This window comes from Enterovibrio baiacu (assembly GCF_004120195.1).
In the GTDB taxonomy this organism is placed as follows: domain Bacteria; phylum Pseudomonadota; class Gammaproteobacteria; order Enterobacterales; family Vibrionaceae; genus Enterovibrio; species Enterovibrio baiacui.
The window spans coordinates 42,525-64,436 of the sequence record NZ_SCHN01000027.1 but is presented as its reverse complement, the minus strand read 5'-3'; the positions used below and the strand labels follow the sequence as shown (position 1 = coordinate 64,436).

The 21,912-nt window shown below is 50.2% G+C and carries 15 protein-coding genes; 11 read left to right on the top strand and 4 right to left on the bottom strand.

Translation table 11 applies throughout. The annotated features are described in order from the left end of the window. Position 1 precedes the first annotated feature (1 nt). The gene (locus EQP46_RS22505) at positions 2-1,957 is read left to right on the top strand and encodes an acetoacetate--CoA ligase (protein WP_129495746.1); all 1,956 of its coding nucleotides are present in this window, start codon (positions 2-4) and stop codon (positions 1,955-1,957) included. A gap of 100 nt (positions 1,958-2,057) precedes the next feature. On the opposite strand, the gene EQP46_RS22500 is transcribed toward EQP46_RS22505, so the two are convergent. After that, the gene (locus EQP46_RS22500) at positions 2,058-2,558 is read right to left on the bottom strand and encodes an FxsA family protein (protein WP_192545539.1); all 501 of its coding nucleotides are present in this window, start codon (positions 2,556-2,558) and stop codon (positions 2,058-2,060) included. 401 nt (positions 2,559-2,959) lie between these two features. On the opposite strand from EQP46_RS22500, the gene aspA reads away from it, so the two are divergent. The 7 genes from aspA (at position 2,960) to EQP46_RS22465 (ending at position 11,892) form a co-directional block, all read left to right on the top strand. Continuing rightward, on the top strand, positions 2,960-4,420 hold the full coding sequence (gene aspA / locus EQP46_RS22495; protein ID WP_129495744.1) for an aspartate ammonia-lyase: 1,461 nt from the start codon (positions 2,960-2,962) through the stop codon (positions 4,418-4,420). Between the two features lie 225 nt (positions 4,421-4,645). Continuing rightward, the gene (locus EQP46_RS22490) at positions 4,646-5,953 is read left to right on the top strand and encodes an anaerobic C4-dicarboxylate transporter (RefSeq protein WP_129495743.1); all 1,308 of its coding nucleotides are present in this window, start codon (positions 4,646-4,648) and stop codon (positions 5,951-5,953) included. 185 nt (positions 5,954-6,138) lie between these two features. After that, positions 6,139-7,953, top strand: a complete 1,815-nt coding sequence (locus tag EQP46_RS22485) for a protein-disulfide reductase DsbD (RefSeq protein WP_129495742.1) — start codon at positions 6,139-6,141, stop codon at positions 7,951-7,953. 140 nt (positions 7,954-8,093) lie between these two features. Further along, on the top strand, positions 8,094-8,732 hold the full coding sequence (locus tag EQP46_RS22480) for a response regulator transcription factor (protein WP_129495741.1): 639 nt from the start codon (positions 8,094-8,096) through the stop codon (positions 8,730-8,732). Positions 8,733-9,154: 422 nt separating this feature from the next. Further along, positions 9,155-9,421: a DUF4212 domain-containing protein gene (locus tag EQP46_RS22475; protein WP_017007870.1), complete on the top strand. Its 267-nt coding sequence runs from the start codon at positions 9,155-9,157 to the stop codon at positions 9,419-9,421. A 12-nt stretch (positions 9,422-9,433) separates the two neighbouring features. Continuing rightward, positions 9,434-11,161 (top strand): sodium:solute symporter family protein, encoded by a 1,728-nt coding sequence (locus EQP46_RS22470; RefSeq protein ID WP_129495740.1) that lies wholly within the window; start codon positions 9,434-9,436, stop codon positions 11,159-11,161. A 227-nt stretch (positions 11,162-11,388) separates the two neighbouring features. Further along, positions 11,389-11,892 (top strand): hypothetical protein, encoded by a 504-nt coding sequence (locus EQP46_RS22465; protein WP_167482789.1) that lies wholly within the window; start codon positions 11,389-11,391, stop codon positions 11,890-11,892. A 167-nt stretch (positions 11,893-12,059) separates the two neighbouring features. Here the strand turns inward: EQP46_RS22465 and EQP46_RS22460 are convergent, their stop codons facing one another. From EQP46_RS22460 to EQP46_RS22450, 3 genes are all read right to left on the bottom strand, one after another. Next, positions 12,060-12,272 (bottom strand): hypothetical protein, encoded by a 213-nt coding sequence (locus EQP46_RS22460; protein WP_129495738.1) that lies wholly within the window; start codon positions 12,270-12,272, stop codon positions 12,060-12,062. Position 12,273: 1 nt separating this feature from the next. Then, the gene (locus EQP46_RS22455) at positions 12,274-15,726 is read right to left on the bottom strand and encodes a hybrid sensor histidine kinase/response regulator (protein ID WP_129495737.1); all 3,453 of its coding nucleotides are present in this window, start codon (positions 15,724-15,726) and stop codon (positions 12,274-12,276) included. 197 nt (positions 15,727-15,923) lie between these two features. After that, the gene (locus EQP46_RS22450) at positions 15,924-17,099 is read right to left on the bottom strand and encodes a 3-phenylpropionate MFS transporter (RefSeq protein WP_129495736.1); all 1,176 of its coding nucleotides are present in this window, start codon (positions 17,097-17,099) and stop codon (positions 15,924-15,926) included. Positions 17,100-17,298: 199 nt separating this feature from the next. On the opposite strand from EQP46_RS22450, the gene EQP46_RS22445 reads away from it, so the two are divergent. The 3 genes from EQP46_RS22445 (at position 17,299) to acs (ending at position 21,902) form a co-directional block, all read left to right on the top strand. Then, on the top strand, positions 17,299-19,098 hold the full coding sequence (locus EQP46_RS22445; RefSeq protein ID WP_129495735.1) for a DUF294 nucleotidyltransferase-like domain-containing protein: 1,800 nt from the start codon (positions 17,299-17,301) through the stop codon (positions 19,096-19,098). Position 19,099: 1 nt separating this feature from the next. Beyond that, complete coding sequence (locus EQP46_RS22440; RefSeq protein WP_129495734.1) at positions 19,100-19,723, top strand: 3'-5' exonuclease; 624 nt, start codon at positions 19,100-19,102, stop codon at positions 19,721-19,723. A gap of 229 nt (positions 19,724-19,952) precedes the next feature. Then, complete coding sequence (acs, locus tag EQP46_RS22435) at positions 19,953-21,902, top strand: acetate--CoA ligase (RefSeq protein ID WP_129495733.1); 1,950 nt, start codon at positions 19,953-19,955, stop codon at positions 21,900-21,902. Positions 21,903-21,912: the final 10 nt, after the last annotated feature.

Sequence of the window (21,912 nt, the reverse complement as noted above, 5' to 3'; positions counted from 1 at the left end):
CATGTCACAACATCCACTATGGCGCCCAAGCACCACAAGAGTCGCTAACGCCAACCTCACCGAATTCATGGATACGGTCAATCGACAGTATTCCTTGAAGCTGACCAATTACGATCAGCTTTATCAATGGTCTATCGATCAAAGCGACGCGTTTTGGCAAACCCTATGGACCTTTGCCAGTGTGGTTGGCGACATGGGCGAGCGAATTGTTGAACGCTCACCCGACTTTCCAAATAAAGACAGCCGCTGGTTCCCTGATGCAAAAATCAACTTTGCGGAAAACGTGCTGCAATGGGCGAAGGACATGCCCAACAGCGATGCGATTGTCTTTTCAGGAGAAGATGAGCAAGCCACCTCGATATCGTGGGCAGAGCTTGTGCAACAAACCCGTTGCGTCGCTGCATACCTAAAAGCGTGCGGGGTTGAGCAAGGGGATGTTGTTGCAGGATACCTTCCAAATATTTCACAGGCCGTTGTCGCCATGCTTGCCACGGCATCACTCGGGGCGATTTGGACATCCACCTCTCCTGACTTTGGCGTAGACAGCGTGCTCGATCGCTTTGGACAAACCAAACCGAAAGTCTTGTTCACAACCGATGGCTACCACTACAACGGCAAGACACACGATAACCTCGCCAAAGCACGTGAAGTGCGCGAAGGCGTCGACAGCATTGCGCACCTTGTGGTGATCCCGTTTGTCGGTGGTGCAACACTCAATGCCGATGACACCTGCTTTAACGCCATCTTAAAAGAGCCAGCGCCCGAACTCACCTTCACCCGCGTCGATTTCAATTCGCCGCTGTATGTGCTGTATTCTTCCGGCACCACAGGCAAGCCGAAATGCATCATGCATAGCGTCGGCGGCATCCTGCTCAACCACCTTAAAGAGCATCAACTGCATTCCGATGTAAAAGCAGGGGATCGCGTTTTCTATTTCACCACCTGTGGCTGGATGATGTGGAACTGGATGGCAAGCGCCCTAGCAAGCGGCGCAACACTCGTCTTATTCGATGGCTCTCCGTTTTACCCTGATGCCGGTGTGCTGTGGCGTTTGACCGACAACCAACGCGTCACCTTATTTGGCACCTCTGCGAAATACCTCGAAGCACAGGAAAAACAAGAATACTTGCCGATGGATAAACACAATCTATCGACACTAAGAACGTTATGCTCGACAGGGTCAGTGCTCGCACCAGAGCAATTCGACTTTGTGTATGACAACATCAAAAAAGACGTACAGCTAAGTTCCATTGCGGGCGGCACCGACATTTGTGGTTGCTTCGTGTTGGGTAGCCCGATTTCGCCAGTCTATCGCGGTCAAAGTCAGGTTCGCGGTTTAGCGTTAGATGTGGAAGTCTTTAATAATGAAGGCAAACCCGTTCAAGCAGAGAAAGGGGAATTGGTCTGTTGTAACAGCTTCCCCAACCAACCCGTTGGTTTTTGGAATGACACGGATGGGCAACGCTACCACGACGCTTATTGGGGCAAGATCGATGATATTTGGTTCCACGGCGACTACGTGGAGCTCACCAAGCAAAACGGTATGGTCTTTTTTGGTCGTTCAGACGCGATCCTTAACCCCGGCGGTGTGCGTATCGGCACGGCGGAAATCTACCGCCATGTGAACCAGCTAGAAGAAATTATCGATTCCGTTGTGATCGGCCAAGAATGGCAAAATGATGTGCGTGTGGTGTTATTCGTGAAACTCAAACCCGGTATTGATCTGAACGATAACCTCGAACGCAAAATTCGTACGACCATTCGCACCAGTTGCACGCCAAGGCACGTTCCCGCAAAGATCATCCCTATCACGGACATTCCGCGGACTAAATCAGGAAAGCTGGCAGAGATCGCCGTACGTGATGTCGTGCATGGTCGCGCTGTCGCGCAGCTCAGTGCGTTGGATAATCCAGAATCACTCGACCAATACAATCACCGTCCAGAGTTGCAAGAATAACGGTTTCGTACTTCTTTAAGATAAAGACAACAAAGCCAACCCTAGGGTTGGCTTTTCGCTTCTCATCCATTCACAACAACGTGAATCTCTTCGCGATATCTCAGTTCAGGCGATCTTGGTCATCATGCTTGCGCTCATATTCCCCTTCAAAAGTACTGCCGCCTTGCTGGTTGTTACGCGGGTCTTGTTGAAAAGGGTCTTGGCCAAAAGGCCTCTGTTGATGATTAAAACCACTTTGGAAGTTTGCCACCTTCACACGGCTCATGATCTGTTGAGCCAACCAAGCACGCGGCCAAGGAAGCAAAACTGCCATACCCATGGCATCGGTCATAAAGCCAGGGGTTAATAGCAGCACACCCGCTACCGCGAGCATCACGCCTTCAACGATTTGCTGGGCAGGTAATTCGCCTTGTTGCAAACGCTGTTGAACAGAAAGTAACGTCTGAATGCCTTGGCTTCGCACCAAAGAAGCGCCCACAAACGCTGTAAGCAAAATCAATGCAACGGTTGGCCACAATCCCAACACGCCACCAACTTGAATGAAAAGTGCAATCTCGATGATAGGCACAGTAATAAACATCAAAAGCAAAATAGGAAACACGGTGAAACCTCTCATTCAGTGCAGACGTGCATCCTAGCATTCTGCCGCAATGTTTACCGATTGGTAAACGGCAATTGTTAGCTTGCCCACGTCTGTTTTAGATTCTGTCTTCATTTATTAAATACGCTAACAGTTTTTAACGGTATCAATACATTTCCGCCTCTTGAACAGCTGCCTAAAAGACAATACATAGCGATCGAGATCACATAATAATGCAATTAAATTCACTTCGTTGCGAATGGTGATCTCACGCATGTTTTTGCTGTAATTGCTGAGTAAAATCACCCCATATTAAACGGATACAAAAGCTTTCGTATCCAGCCAAAATCTCTGATGAACGGACTCTACAGCGAAATTTGTGGCTACAGAATAACCAATTATAAGTTCATTAGGGCCAAATCATGTCTCAGACGATTGATCTCGAAAACAACCTGACTATCCCTCACCTTGCTACACGTATCGAAGAAGATTTACTTGGCGAACGCCACGTACCTGCTGATGCGTATTACGGCATTCATACTTTGCGCGCTGTCGAAAACTTTAACATTTCACGCACCACTATCTCTGACGTACCAGAGTTCGTTCGCGGTATGGTTTTCACCAAGAAAGCAGCAGCAATGGCGAACAAAGAGCTGGGTGTTATTCCAGCGGATGTGGGCGACTACATCATCAAAGCGTGTGACCTGATCCTGGACACAGGCAAGTGCATGGACCAATTCCCTTCAGATGTTTACCAAGGCGGCGCAGGCACCTCAGTAAACATGAACGCTAACGAAGTGATTGCAAACCTAGCACTTGAGCTGATGGGTAAAGAAAAAGGCGAATACGACGTTGTTAACCCTAACGACCACGTCAACAAGAGCCAATCGACTAACTGTGCATACCCTACCGGTTTCCGTGTTGCGGTATACAACAGCATCCTGACACTGGTTGACTCTATCCAGTACCTACAAAGCGAATTCGACGCGAAAGCAACAGAGAACGCTGGCGTTCTGAAAATGGGCCGTACCCAGCTTCAAGACGCGGTGCCAATGACCGTGGGTCAAGAGTTCCGTGCATTCGCTACCCTTCTAAAAGAAGAAGTGAAAAACCTGAAGTACACAGCAGAGCTTCTGCTAGAAGTGAACTTGGGTGCAACGGCTATCGGTACAGGCTTGAACGCTGCGGCTGGCTACCAGCAACTTGCTGTTCAACGTCTTGCTGAAGTGACCGGTCTGAACTGCACACCAGCAGAAGACTTGATCGAAGCAACGTCTGACTGTGGCGCATACGTGATGGTTCACAGCGCACTGAAACGTCTTGCGGTTAAACTGTCGAAGATCTGTAACGACCTTCGTCTACTTTCATCTGGTCCTCGTGCTGGTTTGAACGAAATCAACCTACCAGAAATGCAGGCAGGTTCTTCAATCATGCCAGCGAAAGTAAACCCAGTTATCCCTGAAGTGGTTAACCAAGTTTGCTTCAAAGTGATTGGTAACGACACCACAGTGACATTCGCAGCAGAAGCGGGTCAGCTTCAGTTGAACGTTATGGAACCTGTTATCGGTCAAGCGCTGTTTGAATCTATCGAGATTCTGTCAAACGCGTGTGTCAACCTTGGCGAGAAGTGTGTAAACGGCATCACCGTTAACAAAGAAGTGTGTGAAAGCTACGTTTACAACTCTATCGGTATCGTCACCTACTTGAACCCGTTCATCGGTCACCATGAAGGCGACATCGTCGGTAAGATTTGTGCAGAAACAGGCAAAAACGTTCGTGACGTCGTGCTTGAGCGCGGTCTTCTGACGGAAGAACAGTTAGACGATATCTTCTCTGTTGAAAACTTGATGCACCCGCAGTATAAAGCGAAGCGCTATAACTAAGATGTAAACAACAATGGGTATCGGTAATCGATACCCATTTTTTGTCATAGCGACTAAACGAAGTGACTCTTCACCACGCTAGAAAACCCCTTTAACACAGCAAATCAACGCAATGGAACGCTTGGCAGGAAGCCTTCAACACGATAATTCGTGGGATGCGTGTTGTCTGGGGAGAGAGTAACTCCGTTTGGTCTTTATATTTAAAAATTAAAACAGGAGTCATCCATGATTGCAGTGGAGTTGTTTGTCGTACTCGCCTTTATTTTCTTAGGCGCACGTATCGGCGGTATCGGTATCGGCTTAGCCGGTGGAGCAGGTGTGATTGTGTTGTCATTGCTACTTGGCATGCCAACGAGTCAAAGCTACATCCCTATCGACGTTATCTTAATTATCATGTCTGTGATCACCGCAATTGCAGCGATGCAAGTGGCTGGCGGCATGGATTGGCTGGTTGAACTGGCTGAAAACTTCCTGAGAAAGAACCCAAAACAAATCACTTTCTACGCGCCAATCGTTACCTACATGATGACCATGATGGCGGGTACTGGCCACACTGCGTTCTCAACCCTTCCTGTGATTGCTGAAGTGGCAAAAGAGCAAGGCATTCGCCCATCTCGCCCACTTTCTATCGCTGTTATCGCCTCTCAAATCGCCATCACAGCGTCTCCAATTTCAGCGGCAGTGGTGTTCTTCTCTGGCATCCTTGAACCAATGGGTGTGGGTTACCTCACTCTGCTTGGCATTTGTATTCCAACCACCTTCATCGCCTGTATGGTAGGTGCATTCGTTGCTAACTTCATGGGCTGCGAACTGAAAGACGATCCGGTTTACCAAGAGCGTCTTGAGAAAGGTTTGATCAAAATCCAAGGTACGCAGAAGCGCGAAATCGCACCAAGTGCGAAGAAAGCCACCTTCATCTTCCTGGCCGCCATCGTATTGGTGGTTGGCTATGCGGCAGCAATCTCAAGCTCCATTGGCTTGATTGAAAACCCAACATTGGGTCGTAACGAAGCCATCATGACCTTCATGCTTGCTGCTGCAACGGCGATTGTTTTCACCACGGGTATCGACGCATCGAAAATTGCTGCTGCACCAACGTTCCGTTCAGGCATGACAGCATGTGTGTGTGTTCTGGGTGTTGCATGGTTGGGTTCGACCTTCGTTAACGCACACGTTGAAGGCATCAAAGAAGTCGCGGGCACATTGCTGGCTGACTACCCTTGGATGCTGGCGATGATCCTTTTCTTCGCGTCTATGCTGCTTTACTCACAAGGTGCAACTACCACCGCCCTGATGCCTGCGGCACTGGCCATTGGCGTTGCGCCACTGACCGCCATTGCATCGTTCGCAGCCGTGAGTGCGCTGTTCGTTCTGCCAACGTACCCAACGCTGTTGGCGGCGGTTGAAATGGATGATACAGGTTCAACCCGTATCGGTAATTTGGTCTTCAACCACCCGTTCTTTATTCCAGGTGTTGTTACCATTGCGACGTCTGTAGCGCTTGGTTTCGTTGTGGGCGGTATCGTACTGTAATCCAACGCGATACAATCAATATGCAAAGAAAAGGGCTCTTCGGAGCCCTTTTTTATTGCCTGAAGGGAATGAGCAGACAAGCAAAAACCAAAGATACCGACGAATCTTTACGAATCGGGAAACGAATTCGGCCTTTTCCGGTCTCAGTGATATAGTGAAATTAACTCTAGGAATAACCCATCCCGATGAAGGTCATGTCGACAATAGGTTCCCGAATATTCGCCCTTTTTGCGCTCTCACTGTGCAGCGTATTACCTGCACACGCCGAGTTCTCTCTTTTTAATTCACCGTCTCCTATTGCGAGTAATGCCCCCGCATTTGTGCCCGTTGATCAGGCGTTCCCATTTAATTTCACCCAGCAAGGCGACAGGGTTTACCTCGATTGGCAGGTCACGCCGGGCTACTATTTGTATCAAGATAAGATTGGCGTAACACCCAGTAGTGATGCGCAAATTGGCGCACTCGACATGCGCCAAGGGCAGCCTTACGAAGATGAATTCTTCGGTGAAGTGAACATCTACAAGCAGCCGCTCACCGTCTCTGTGCCTGTGATCTCAGCGACCGATTCGTCAATGCTCACGGTGACCTACCAAGGTTGTGCCGAAGCCGGATTTTGTTACCCCCCAGAAACCGTGAATGTGCCGCTTTATGCCGTCACGGGAAGCACTGCCACCCCACCAGCCGACAGTGCTCAGGAAGCCCCAACAGATGCTTCAGAACAGGTAACGGCGAACCAAACAACACCTAGCCAACAAACCGATGTCAGCAGCCTTGCCGACAATTGGTGGCAACCTTTGCTCTTCCTTGGTTTGGGAATCGGCTTGGCATTTACACCGTGTGTGTTACCGATGTACCCAATATTGACGGGCATAGTGCTGGGCGGCGGGAAGAAAACCCACGGTCAAACATTCCGACTCTCCATGCTGTATGTACAAGGCATGGCGCTTACCTATACCTTACTCGGGCTTGTTGTTGCATCGGCAGGGTTGCAGTTCCAAGCGGCGTTCCAACACCCGTATGTGTTGATGGGATTAAGCACACTGTTCATCTTGTTGGCCATGTCGATGTTTGGCGTATTTAACCTTCAGCTCCCTTCGGGTCTACAAACCCGTTTGAGCCAAATGAGCAATCAACAAACCGGTGGCAGCAACCTCGGCGTGTTCAGCATGGGGGCAATCTCAGGCTTAATTTGCTCACCGTGTACCACGGCGCCTCTGTCGGGCGCACTGCTTTACGTGGCGCAAAGTGGTGACTTGCTCACGGGCGCCATCACCCTTTACGCCTTGGCATTAGGCATGGGTATCCCACTTATTCTGGCGGCAATGTTCGGCAACAAACTGCTGCCAAAAGCCGGCGACTGGATGAACACGGTGAAAGTCTTCTTCGGGTTCGTGTTGTTGGCTGTGCCCCTATTCTTGCTCGAACGTTTGTTACCAGAACAAGCCAGCATCGGACTTTGGATGGGCTGGCTTATCGCCGCGCTAGGTTGGCTTTACCATATCAGCCGTTCAATCAAGCCTGGCAAGCTGGCGAGCACCCTCGCTATCATCTCCATTCTGGGATTAAGCACAGGCGCGGCTTACACCTATAACGCGCTCAATTCAACCGTGAAAGCAGATGTCCCTGACGTGAGTTTTGTTCGAATCGAGAGTATTGACGATCTGAACCGAGAACTTGCTGCAGCGAAACAAGCGGGCAAACCTGTGATGGTCGATTTCTACGCCGATTGGTGTCTGGCGTGCAAAGAGTTTGAGAAGTACACCTTCCACGATCCGAAGGTGGCGACGGAGCTGCAAAACTTCGTGTTACTTCAGGCAGATGTCACGGCGAACCGTCCTCAAGACATCAAATTGCTGATGTCGCTTAATGTGCTTGGATTGCCAACACTGGACTTTTGGGATGCCAATGGCAACCCCATGCCTGAGGCGCGCCTAACCGGATTCATGAAAGCCTCTCCGTTTCTCTCGCATCTTGTTCAAAATCAGCTGATTAAACAATAACGCTGGTTTGCAACCAAACTTGATCTCCCTTACATTGCCACAAATCTAGGGGGATCAGGCTCTTACTTCGCGTCCATCGAAATTGATCTAACCGATCCCGAGTGTTAGCGTGGTTGTTAACGAGGTATTAAATATTTCCTATGGACGCACAATACACAATTATCATCGCAGATGATCATCCACTGTTTCGTAATGCGCTATTTCAATCCGTTCATATGGCGATTAGCGGCGCGAACCTGTTGGAAGCAGACTCGCTCGACAGCCTCACCGCATTACTCGAGAAAGAACCTGACATCGACTTACTGTTGCTGGATTTAAAAATGCCCGGTGCTAATGGTATGTCTGGATTGATCCACCTTCGCGTCCAATACCCCGAACTCCCCATCGTTGTCATTTCTGCCAGTGAAGAAGCGAGTGTCGTACGCCAAGTGCACAGCCATGGCGCATTTGGGTTTATCCCTAAATCCAGCGACATGCGTGAACTGATCGGCTCACTGAACAAGGTCCTAGACGGTGAACCTTGCTTCCCTAGCGGTATCGATTTCAGCGACGCAGGTGAAGAAGAGTCCTTGATGGATAAAATCGCGTCGCTCACGCCTCAGCAGTACAAAGTGCTCAGCATGTTGTCTGATGGTTTGCTCAACAAGCAAATTGCGTATGAGCTTGATGTATCGGAAGCCACCATCAAAGCGCACATGACGGCGATATTCAGAAAGCTCGGCGTGAAAAACCGCACTCAAGCCGTTATTCTGCTTCAACAAACGGACCCTGACGCGTAACTTGTGTCGTACCTAAGCGAATATTCGCACGCTTCATGAATCGGCGCAGGTTACTGTCAGTCTTTCCTACCCGATGGCGCTTTCATCCCCCACAGCAATACCCTGAATCTAAAAAGAAACCCGACTTCCACACCCTCCTTGCGCACTGCTCCCCTTAGGAAAAAACACTTACATTCTTTGCAACAGAGAATTTGCAGTCGTACGGTATCCCCCTGCTCAACTTAGCCTAAAGCCTATTAGACCTTTGGCGTAGTTAACATCTTGTTAACCCCACCAAATGCATGCCCTGAATCACACAAACCCAGTTTTGACAGCCAGTTATCACGCTTTCTCGCTCGACTAAAGTTGCAGTGTTCCCGTGTCTTTAGGCTGCTATTGTCGAAAAGTAACAATCCATTAACGTGTCAATTAAGGAGATGGCAATGGCGTTCGAAAACAAGGAACAGTCACAAGCCTACTGGAATAAAAATCTACGACTGATGGTGATACTTATTTCCATCTGGTTCGTGGTTTCGTTCGGTTGTGGAATCTTATTCGTCGATGCTTTGAATACGATTCAGATTGGTGGTTACAAACTCGGGTTCTGGTTTGCTCAGCAAGGCTCAATTTACGTCTTCCTCGGCATTATTTTCGTTTACGCGCGTCAAATGCGAAAGCTTGACCGCGAATTCGGCGTAGACGACGAGTAAGGGGTTTTAGAAATGGATTTGAAAACAATTACCTACCTCGTCGTAGGGGCGACATTTGTCCTGTACATCGCGATTGCAATTTGGGCGCGCGCAGGGTCGACAAAAGAATTCTATGTTGCAGGCGGTGGCGTTAACCCTATCGCAAACGGCATGGCGACAGCAGCAGACTGGATGTCTGCAGCATCATTTATCTCCATGGCAGGTTTGATTGCCTTCATGGGCTACGGCGGCTCGGTCTTCCTGATGGGTTGGACTGGCGGCTACGTGCTTCTTGCACTCCTTCTTGCGCCTTACCTTCGTAAATTCGGCAAATTTACCGTGCCCGAGTTTATCGGAGAGCGCTTTTACTCCAACACGGCACGCATCGTTGCGGTTGCCTGTCTGATCATCGCTTCTATTACCTACGTTATCGGTCAGATGAAAGGCGTTGGTGTTGCATTCGGTCGCTTCCTTGAAGTGGACTACGCAACAGGTCTTGGTATCGGTATGTGTATCGTATTCATCTACGCCGTGATGGGTGGTATGAAAGGGATCACCTACACCCAGATCGCACAGTACTGTGTTCTGATTTTGGCATACACCATTCCTGCTGTATTTATCTCTCTGCAACTTACAGGCAACCCACTGCCACAGATTGGTTTGGGCAGCACAATGGTAGGGACGGATCAGTATCTGCTCGACCGGCTTGATCAGGTGGTGACCGAACTCGGGTTTACGGAATACACCACCACCTCTCGGGGCGACACGTTAAACATGTTTGTTTACACCATGTCCCTGATGATTGGTACGGCGGGTCTACCACACGTTATCATCCGCTTCTTCACCGTACCGAAAGTGCGTGATGCGCGTACTTCTGCAGGTTGGGCACTGTTCTTCATCGCGATTTTGTACACCACGGCTCCCGCGGTTGCAGCAATGGCGCGTATCAACCTGATGGACACCGTTAACCCTGCACCAGGTCAGCACCTTGCCTATGACGAGCGTCCTGATTGGTTTAAAAACTGGGAGAAAACGGGCCTTCTTGGTTTTGATGATAAAAACAACGACGGCAAAATCCAGTACACCTCAAGCGCAGAAACAAATGAGCTGAAAGTTGACCGTGACATCATGGTGCTTGCGAACCCTGAAATCTCGAAACTTCCAAACTGGGTGATTGCACTGGTTGCAGCAGGTGGTCTGGCAGCAGCACTGTCTACCGCAGCAGGCCTTCTGCTCGCCATCTCGTCAGCGGTATCGCATGACTTGATAAAAGGGGTTATCAACCCATCGATATCCGAAAAAGCAGAACTACGGGCAAGTCGAATAGCCATGATATTCGCCATCTTGGTGGCCGGTTACCTCGGGCTCAATCCGCCTGGCTTTGCCGCCGGTACGGTCGCACTCGCCTTCGGCCTCGCAGGGTCTTCTATCTTCCCTGCCTTGATGATGGGGATCTTCTCGAAGAGCATCAACAAAGAAGGCGCGATTGCGGGCATGATCGCCGGTATCAGTGTCACGCTGTTCTATGTATTCCAACACAAAGGCATCTTGTTTGTTGCTGATTGGACATACTTAAAAGACTGGGGCAGCAACTGGTTCTTCGGTATCGAACCAAACGCATTTGGTGCTATCGGCGCAATCTTCAACTTCGCTGTCGCTATCTTGGTGTCTCGCGTAACCGCAGAAACGCCAGAAGAAGTGAAAGAGTTGGTAGAAAGTGTTCGTGTACCAACAGGTGCTGGTGACGCGCAGTCTCACTAAGCACGAAGACAATGTTCATGGTGGTTCTCTTTGGATTAACACCACAGAGAACCCATTGAACAGACTCTCCAACCTCTCTTGCTACAGGGCGATGACGCAGCAAGAGACAAAAGAGAGATAGGAGCATCACGTAACGATTAAAAAGCCCCGCCTTGGGGCTTTTTTTATCACTCGGGTACGGTATGTTGAGCCTTACTCAAGGATGAATGTGGAAAAGTCTCATTATTATGTTTAAAAACAAACACATTGTACTTGCGATGATTGTCGCCCCCATCTTAGCCATCATTGCGTATTTTGGGGTTGATTTAGCCGTCAGTGAAAAAGCACTTGTCGCGAAAGAAGGCGAAGCCTACAAGCTCGCCGCACGCTCGAATTGTCGATACACCAGCGGCCTTTGCACACTCGCCAATGGCGATTTTAAGATTCAATTACGCTCAGAACGCCTCACGGACAGTGAAGTCGTTATCAAACTTACATCAGATTTTGTTCTTGATGGTGCGAAGATCAGCATCATGCAGAATAAGGAACAACAGCCTCTTCCATCCCCTGTCGACATGGAAAGCAACAGCACCAACGGCACGGAGTGGATGGTTGACTTGCCTGCGCCGACCAGCGAAGAAAGTGCCATTCAATTGGTGGTGAAATCAGAAGGGACGTTCTATTACGGCGAAACGCCTACAACGTTCGTGGAATACAAAACTTACTTTTCAGACGATGAAAAAAGCCAGTAAACATACTGGCTCTGACTTTCTCACCCTGACCTGCTGTTCACGCTTAAAATTGGCGATAAGCAGCATTGAGGAAAGGGATTATCCTTATCGGCGCGCTTTTTAGCGCGCATTTTTTTCTGCGTTTGACGACCTCGCTAGGCGCAGAAATACATCGTCAGCAGCATCGGTCACACCAAGTACAACTTGGCAGCTGCAATCACCGCTGCAATGCGTGATTCATGCTCTTGCTCGGTCATCCAAAATGTCACATCCATCCAGCCGTCGGTCCCCATAAGGGCTAACTCTGTCAGTTGAATGTCTGCAGTCACCGGATCCCATTGACCTTCGGCGCGGATCAGGCCGACTTCGGTATCTAATCGAGGGATCGAAAACACTTCCATTCTAGCTCACTCCTTGTTGAAGCAATGCGCGTAACTTCAGCGGCTTCACGGGTTTAGCAATGTATCCAAAGCCTTTTTCTCGAATACATTGCTGCGTTTCTTGCGTTCTGTCTGCGGTAATGATCGCCCCATAAAAAGCATCCCCCAGCAAACGTCGACATTCTTGCAATACATCCAGCCCGGTCAAGGACGGCGCTAAATGGTAGTCACTCAAGATAAAATCGGGCAACCAATCTTGCTGGAAACACGCGACGACCTCATCCAGATCTTCTGCGACTTTCACTTCACAACCCCAGCGAGATAACAGGCTTTCCATGCCTGCCAAGATGTCCCTTTCATTATCCACACACAGCACACGAACCCCAGCCAGTTGCATACTATTTTTCGGTGCCGCATCAGCCTCAACCCCAGTGTCACACACCTGAGGCATCACTGTTGTCACGGACGCAGTGATGGAAAAAACCGTGCCTTTTCCCGGCCAAGAGCGAAGATCCAAAGATTGATTTAAGATCCGGCTGATCCCGCGCGCAATCGCAAGGCCGAGCCCTAAACCCAACTCAGCGCCCTTTCGATCAATACGCGTAAATTCATCGAAGATATCTTGCTGTCTGTCTTCAGGGATCCCAGGCCCGTTATCCCACACTTCAATGCTGCACTCATCGCCACGACGACGCACACCCAACAGCACACGTCCATCGGGGTTGTACCTAAACGCATTCGTCAGGAAGTTTTGCAGCACTCGACGCAGAAGGCGGCGATCGGAGCGAATACGCAGCCCTGTGGGTAACACCTTGAACTGCACGCCTTGTTCATTAGCAATCATGCCAAATTCCGCCGCGAGAGTTGAAAACACCTCATCCAAATCAAAGTCAGTAATTTGGGCCTTCATTTTTCCCGATTCCAAACGAGAAATATCCAACAAATCCCCGATCAAATCTTCCGCCGCGCCAAGGGCACTTTCAATGTGTCCCGACATGTTCTGCACATCTTGGTCTTGTGCCATTTCATTGAGCGAAGAGGCAAACAAGCGCGCGGCGTTCAGCGGTTGCATTAAGTCGTGACTTACAGCGGCTAACAAACGGCTTTTCGATTGCGAGGCATGTTCTGCTTTGTTGGTTGCACTGATCAGGCGACGGTTTAGCGATTCCAACTCCTGAGTACGTGCAATAACACGCGCTTCCAGCGTTTCGTTGGATTGCTTCAACGCTTCTTCTGCATCACGGAACGCCGTGATGTCAGTAAAACTCATGACGAACCCGCCGCCCGGCATCGGGTTCCCCTGCACCTCAATAACCCGTCCATCCGGGTGAACACGAGATGACGTATGGGGTGAGCCTTGGCGTAAATACGACACGCGCTTCGCCACGTGCGCTTCTATCTCACCAGGGCCACAAAGCCCACGCTCAGCGTTATAACGCACCACATCTGCGATGGGCCTGCCGACTTGAATCAGATCCGGTGGGAATTTGAAAAGCTCAACATAACGCTGGTTCCACGCCACCAGCCGCAGTTGTTTGTCCACCACCGAAATGCCTTGGCTGATGTGTTCGATCGCACCTTGCAACAAGCCCCGGCTAAAATCGAAAAGCTCCGAGGCTTCATCAACGATGGTCGCGATTTCTTCCAATTGCATGTTGCGGCCTTGCAGCGCGGAGGTCAGTACCAACTTCGCTGACGATGCCCCAAACACACCCGCAAGCACACGCTCAGTGTGACGGATCAAGGCCGCACTGGCTTGCTGCTGTGGCAGCAAGGTTTCACCACGTTGTTCGCCGAAAGTGCGAAAGGTTTGTCGCATCCGCGTGCGGCCAACAAATCGTGCTGCGAGCATTTCCAGTTCCGCCACGGTGACACGGCTTTGGTACAGGCTGCTGTCATCGCCTTCCGGCAAAGGGGTTCCCACAAAACTCGCCGCTTGTAAGCGCTCACTGAGTGACGGACGCGTTGCCATCGATACGCCCACAAAGCAGGCGGTATTGACCATCAAACTCAGCACCATCCCCCAATCCACCGCGCTTAATTCACGGAAAAAGGGCAGCGCTGGCGGCGCTAAAAGCCAGAGCACGAGATTGGTATCTGCCGTGCCTGCCAGCATGCCGGTTTGAGTCATGAGGGTCATCAACCAGACGATGAACCCTGACACTAAGCCTGCATACACGCCCTTCTTATTGGCCTGACGCCAATAGATGCCTGCCACCAAAGGCGGGGCAAATTGCGCAATCGCTGCGAACGATAAAAAGCCAATGGCAGAGAGTGAAGGCACTTCAAGAATGAGCTGATAGAAGCCCCAGGCGGCAATCAGCAATAGGAAAATCAGGGCGCGACGAACATTGAGCAATAGGCCGGAAAACTGAGTGAAGTTACGGTTCGAAATACGCATTCTTCGCAGTAACTGCGGCAGAACAAGGTCATTCGATACCATGATCGCCAGTGCAATCGTCGAGACGATGACCATGCCGCTCGCGGCGGATGCCCCACCTAAAAAGGCCAGCAATGCAATGCCGTCATTGCCCGTCGATAAAGGGAGTTGAATCACGTGGGTATCTGCCGAGAATTGCGGCAAGAAAACCTGTCCCGCATAGGCCAACGGCAGAACAAAGATGCCCATCAGCAGCAGATACAAAGGGAAAACCCAGCGCGCCGTATGCAAATCTTGGGCGCGTGAATTCTCCACCACCATGGTGTGAAACTGCCGAGGAAGACAGATAATGGCCGCCATGGTGAGCAGAGTATGCACCAGCAATGCCCCCCAATTGGGTGGCCCCACAACGCCCGTTTCTGCCAGTGACGGTAACGCAATGTCTGTTTCAAGCAGCATACTGACGGCAAACAACCCCACCACCAAAAACGCCACCAGCTTGACGATAGATTCAAACGCCACCGCCATCATCATGCCGCGGTGATGCTCGGTAGAGTCAATGTGTCTTGTACCGAACAGTACGGTAAACATGGCCAAGGACACGCACACGAGCCACGTGATCTGCCCTTGGTCTAGCCCTGCATCTTTCCCGATATTCGGGGCAATAACATCCAGCCCCATGGTGATACCACGCAGTTGAAGCGCGATATACGGCAAAATACCCACAACGGCGATCACTGTGACAAGCACCGCTAAGCCTTGTGATTTCCCGTATCGTGCCGCGATAAAGTCAGCAATAGAGGTAATGTGTTCGCGTTTAGCAATCAATATGATCCGCGCGAGAAAGCGCCAACCAATGGTGAACACCAAGATGGGGGCAAGATAGATAGGAAGGAATGACCAAGGCTGACTGGATGCCTGCCCCACCGTGCCAAAAAAGGTCCACGAGGTACAATAGACCGCAATAGAAAGGCTATAAATCCATGGTCGCCAACCGCGAAGCCAGCGCGGGCGATTATCGCCGTACCATGCGATTAAGAATAAAACCCCGAGGTAAGCCAGCGCCACGGGCACCACAATCCATCCAGCTGACATAATCCCTTCCATGAGATGTCGTTATTTCAAGATGTTGTTTACCACGCCGACATCGCGACAACAACGTGCCGCTTTATCCCCGTGAGCCAGCTCTCCTAAGTAGTGCGACAAGCCATCTTTATTCATCTAAGTGCACTTACTACTGCCTTTTAGTGAACATGTCCACCCTCAATAGTTCAGCGCCGAGCATGGAAAAATCAGCCTGTCGCTTCTTCTGGCGGGGTCTCTTGTTGAGATGAAGGAAGTGATAAAAACAGCACAGGCAAACCAAAAGCGGCCATCACGAAAAAGCTGCTGCCAGAGAAGGATGTATACAGCTCGCCGCTTAACATTGTCACCAGAGCCATCACAGCGCCAAGCGCTAGCGCATTGTATAACGCCTGTAATGCCATAATACGTTCTGCAGGTTGCTGCTGTATGTAACGCATCGCCGCAATATGGGTAAGACCAAATGTAAACCCATGGAGCGATTGCGCCAAAATGAGCACGTTAATGTCTGTCGACCACGCTGTCAGTGTCCAACGAATGATGACGGAAAGCGCCGAGAGTCGAAATAACGTTTGCACTGACCCGTCGCTAAAAAAGCGAGAGCCAACCGCAAACATCAACACTTCAACACCAACCCCTAAGCTCCACAAATACCCTACGGTTGAATCGGCCAAGCCTGATTGCGTCCAATGGATGGAGCTAAACGCGTAATAGGCCGCATGGCTACTTTGCAGCAAAGACACGATCACCATGAAAGTGATGACGTTTGGCGCTTTTAGTACGCTCAATAGCGGTGGGCGGTGGGATGCATCGGCGTCGTCCCCTCTTGGCAAAGGCGATGGACTCATCAAACTCAATCCCCAGCCAATCAACATCGCCGTTGCAGCAACAGGCACAATGATACCCGCACCAAATTCCTCCACTAACCATCCCGTCACGGTCGACCCCACGATAAATGCGATTGAGCCCCAAACGCGAGCACGGCCATAGTCCAGTAACTTCCGGCGGTGATAGTGGTTTGCAATGGCGTCACTCACAGGAATGGATGGGCCAATGACACAGTTGATAAACACTGACAGTGCAGACAGCACAAACAAGTTGGGGGACGCTGCAAGGTGAATAAAACCCACAACCGCGCCAAGGAATGACAACCAACGAATGGCGGGAAGCAAATGTCTAGGCAAATGAAAACGCGGCGTGACCGTCAGATTCACCACAAAGCGGGCCATGACCCCCGCCCCAATCACAATGCCAATGTCATCTGCCGACAACCCTAACCATGCCAACCACAGCGACCAGAAAGGCAAATACACGCCAAAAGAGAAGAAGAATGCGCTGTAGTAAAAAGAAAGCCAGCGATACGGCGAAGGTCGGAGAAAAGACAAAACGGCAAATCCTTAGTGCCAACGAGGTGGTGGCTATTTTGACAGCGAACCGCCTAAGTTAACAGCGACTTTCTGGCTTAATATCTAGACTAAAGTCTGCTGGCGAGCCTCTCACCACTCAGACACACTGTGACTATATGCTCGACGTAAGACCTCTGTTTTTGCGTGAAAAATACTGTCTCGCACCTTGGGAGTCTCTATGCCACAACCGTTCGACACCACCTCGCCGCCGTTCAATCGGCTCACCCCAAAACAAGTGAAGCTGCTTGTTTCTTCTCTCGACGTTTCCTATTTCCGTCGCGGCGACAGCGTCATCGAACAAGAAGCCGACACGACCCACCTTTTCATCGTACTGAAAGGCCGCGTTGAACAGAGTGACAGTGAAACGAAAGAAGTCTTCGCGCAATACATCAAAGATGACCTGTTCGATGCTCACGCCGTATTGAGTGGCACCGCCAAACACAGATACAAGGCGCTGGAAGACACGCTTTGCTATGTGCTGCCTAAATCGGTGTTTTTGTCACTGTACGAAAACAACCCGTCATTTGCGGACTATTTTACGGCGAGTTTCAGCCAGCGAAAAAAATTGCTCGAGCACGCGCAAAAACAAAAGAACCTCGCTGAATTCATTCTGACGCAGGTTGATGAAACCAACATTCAGCCAATACTGACCTTGCCGCACAGCACCTCGATTCACGAAGCGACCTTGGTACTGAAAAAGCAGCAACAAGATTGCGCCTTGGTGTCGTTGACGGACAACCCCAAGGATATCGGCATCATTACACGCACCAACCTTTTACATGCCATCGTCGAAAACGGCCTTCCGACGTCACACCCTATTGGCGACGTCGCCAGCTCCCCCGTGATCAGCGTGAAGTTGGGAGATTACCTTTTCAATGCCATGATTTTAATGACGCGCGACAGAGTAAAGCGCGTCCGTGTCACCCATGAAGATCAAACCGTCGGCATGCTCGACATGACACAAGTGCTGAGTTTGTTCTCGACCCACTCACACGTGCTATCGCTACAAATCAATCGCGCATCGTCCATTGAAGAGCTTGCTCAAGCCGCAAACAGCCAGCAGCAACTCGTCGAAACCCTCAGTAACAACGGCATACACACACAGTTTGTGATGGAGCTTATCTCTGCGGTGAACGAGAAAATCATCGAGAAAGCCTTTCAACTCACCATTCCAGCACATCGCCATGCACAATGTTGTCTTTTCGTCATGGGGTCAGAAGGCCGTGGAGAGCAAATTCTGAAAACAGACCAAGATAACGGACTCATCGTGCAAGACGCTGTTGACTGGCCAAGTGTTCATGACGACATGCAAGCATTCAGCAACGTGCTTTCAAGATTGGGATACCCCGCATGCCCAGGCAAAGTCATGGTCAGCAACCCCAAATGGGTGAACACAGAGTCAGAATGGGAGAAAAGGGTCCGTCATCTTTCGAAGGTCTCCGACGAAAGTAGCCTCATGGATCTCGCTATCCTTGCAGATAGCCATGCTGTCGCAGGAAATTCCACATTATTGACCGCCATAACCTCGACCTTGGTCGACACTCTGAAAGGGAACATGCTGGCACTCAATACCTTCATTCGTCCAAGTCTGGCGTTTCGAGTGCCTCTCACTTTGTTCGGCAGCTTGAAAGCAGACAAAGAAGGGCTAGACGTGAAAAAAGGCGGCATATTCCCCTTGGTTCACGGGGTGCGAACGCTTGCATTGGAATACGGCTTACCTCAAACCAACACCTTCGAACGCTTAACGCAACTGGTGCAGAACAACGCCATCGATGAAGAAACCGCGAATAACCTGACAGAAGCATTGAAACTGTTCGTGAAAACGCGCTTACGCCAGCAACTCGATGACGATGAAACCCACAATTTGCTCGACGTATCAGCCTTACCAAGAACGGAGAGAGACTTGCTGCGTCATAGCTTGAGCGAAGTTAAGGCATTCAAAGAACGCTTAGCGGCGCACTATCAAGTGAGGGATTAACATGAACCTGCTGCTGCGTCATTGGTATCGTCATCGATTTAAGCACACCGCCTACGCGCACCTCTTTGACAAGCCTACAAGCGATGAAGTGGTCTCACTGGATTGTGAAACTACCAGCCTCGATCCGCATAAAGCCGATCTCATCACCATCGCCGCCACAGTGATACGCGGGAATACCATCGTCACCAGCCACCCTTTGTCCATCTCATTGCGTGCACCACAAAGCCTTACCGCACAATCGATCGCCATTCATCGCATTCGCCATCAGGACTTAGACAATGGATTGAGCGATCAAGAGGCCATGACGAGATTGATCGATTTCATCGGTAACCGTCCCTTGGTGGGGTATCACATCCGTTACGACAAATCGATTTTGGATCGCTATGCACGCCGTTTATTTGGCTTTCCATTGCCGAATCAATTGATAGAAGTTAGCCATCTTTATCGAAAACGACTCGAACATATTTTGCCCAATGCCTACTATGATCTGAGTATGGAGGCGATAGGACACCATCTCGACCTGCCACTGTCTGGTCGGCATGATGCACTTGAGGATGCCATCAGTGCAGCCCTCATCTATGTGAGGCTGAAGTATGGTGATGTACCAATGCCCAAATCCGTTTGAATAGAACGCAAAATGTCGCATTGAAATGAGAGCGATGCCTCATGGCCCAAAGTGCCACATCACAGTTTTCATAGAAAACACAGTCCTCATCCTAAAGTCTAATTGTCGAGAAACCTGAACTAACCGACCTTATTGGAACTAGACCACAATACCGCATCCTATTCTTATTTTTCGTGGTCGATAAATGGACATGCCAAAGGCATAACGCAGGAACACAAGGAGAAAGATAATGAGTGAGATCCACCTGCACCCGGTAATGCCGGAAATCGAAGCAAACGCACACGTTAACGATGATAAATACCGCGAGATGTATCAGCAGTCAGTCGTTAACCCAGAAGGATTCTGGCGTGAGCACGGCAAGATTGTTGATTGGATCAAGCCTTTCACCAAGGTTAAGCAAACCTCTTTTGATACTGGCCACGTCAACATCAAGTGGTTTGAAGACGGCACGCTGAATGTTTCTGCCAACTGTATTGACCGTCACCTTGAAACCAAAGGCGATCAAGTCGCGCTGATTTGGGAAGGCGACGATCCGGCCGATGATAAAACCCTGACATACAAAGAACTTCACAAAGAAGTGTGTAAGTTCTCCAACGCCCTAAAAAGCCAAGGTGTTCGTAAAGGCGACGTCGTGTGTCTTTACATGCCAATGGTCATGGAAGCGGCGGTTGCCATGCTTGCCTGTACCCGCATTGGCGCAGTTCACACCATCGTTTTCGGTGGTTTCTCACCAGAAGCACTTGCAGGCCGAATCGTTGATTCAAACGCAAAAGTGGTGATCACTGCCGATGAAGGTGTACGTGGCGGTCGCGCTGTTCCACTCAAACAGAACGTGGATGCTGCACTGAAAAACCCAGCAGTAACAAGCGTTGAGAAAGTCGTTGTTTACCAACGCACTGGCAACGCTGTTGAGTGGCAATCAGATCGCGATGTGTGGTGGCATGAAGCAACGGCAGTCGTTTCAGACAACTGCGAGCCAGAAGAAATGAACGCGGAAGATCCGTTGTTCATCCTTTACACCTCAGGCTCAACAGGCACACCAAAAGGCGTTCTACACACCACAGGCGGCTACTTGGTGTATGCCACCATGACGTTCAAGTACGTTTTCGATTATCAAGACGGCGAAGTGTTCTGGTGTACCGCGGATGTGGGTTGGATCACCGGTCACAGCTACCTGATCTACGGACCACTGGCAAACGGTGCGAAGACCATCTTGTTTGAAGGCGTACCAAACTACCCATCAACCGCGCGCATGAGTGAAGTGGTTGATAAGCACCAAGTAAACATCCTTTACACTGCACCCACCGCTATTCGTGCATTGATGGCGAAAGGTAACGAAGCGGTTGAAGGTACCAAGCGTGACTCTCTGCGTATTATGGGTTCGGTGGGCGAGCCGATTAACCCTGAAGCGTGGGAGTGGTATTACAAAACGATCGGCGACAGCAAATGTCCGATCGTGGATACCTGGTGGCAGACAGAAACAGGCGGTATCTTGATTTCACCGCTGCCTGGTGCAACCGCGTTGAAGCCAGGCTCGGCAACCCGTCCATTCTTCGGCGTACAACCTGCATTGGTCGACAACATGGGTAACATTGTTGAAGGCGCGACAGAAGGTAACTTGGTGATGCTGGATTCATGGCCGGGTCAAATGCGTACGGTATTTGGCGACCATGAGCGTTTCGAGCAAACCTACTTCTCAACCTTCAAAGGCATGTACTTTACCGGTGATGGTGCGCGTCGTGATGAAGACGGTTACTACTGGATCACAGGCCGTGTCGATGACGTATTGAACGTCTCTGGTCACCGCATGGGCACAGCAGAAATCGAATCCGCGTTGGTTGCATTCGACAAGATCGCAGAAGCTGCGATTGTCGGTGTACCGCACGACATCAAAGGTCAGGCTATTTACGCTTATATCACGCTAAACTCGGGCGAAATCCCAAGTGCTGAACTGACCAAAGAAGTGAAAAATTGGGTTCGTAAGGAAATCGGTCCTATTGCGTCACCTGACTTCATTCACTGGACAGATGCGCTGCCGAAAACCCGTTCAGGTAAAATCATGCGCCGTATTCTGCGTAAGATTGCAACGGGCGATACGGGCAGTCTTGGTGATACATCAACGCTTGCCGATCCTGGTGTTGTCGATAAACTCATCGCAGAAAAATCTACCGTGGTGTAAACCAAACATC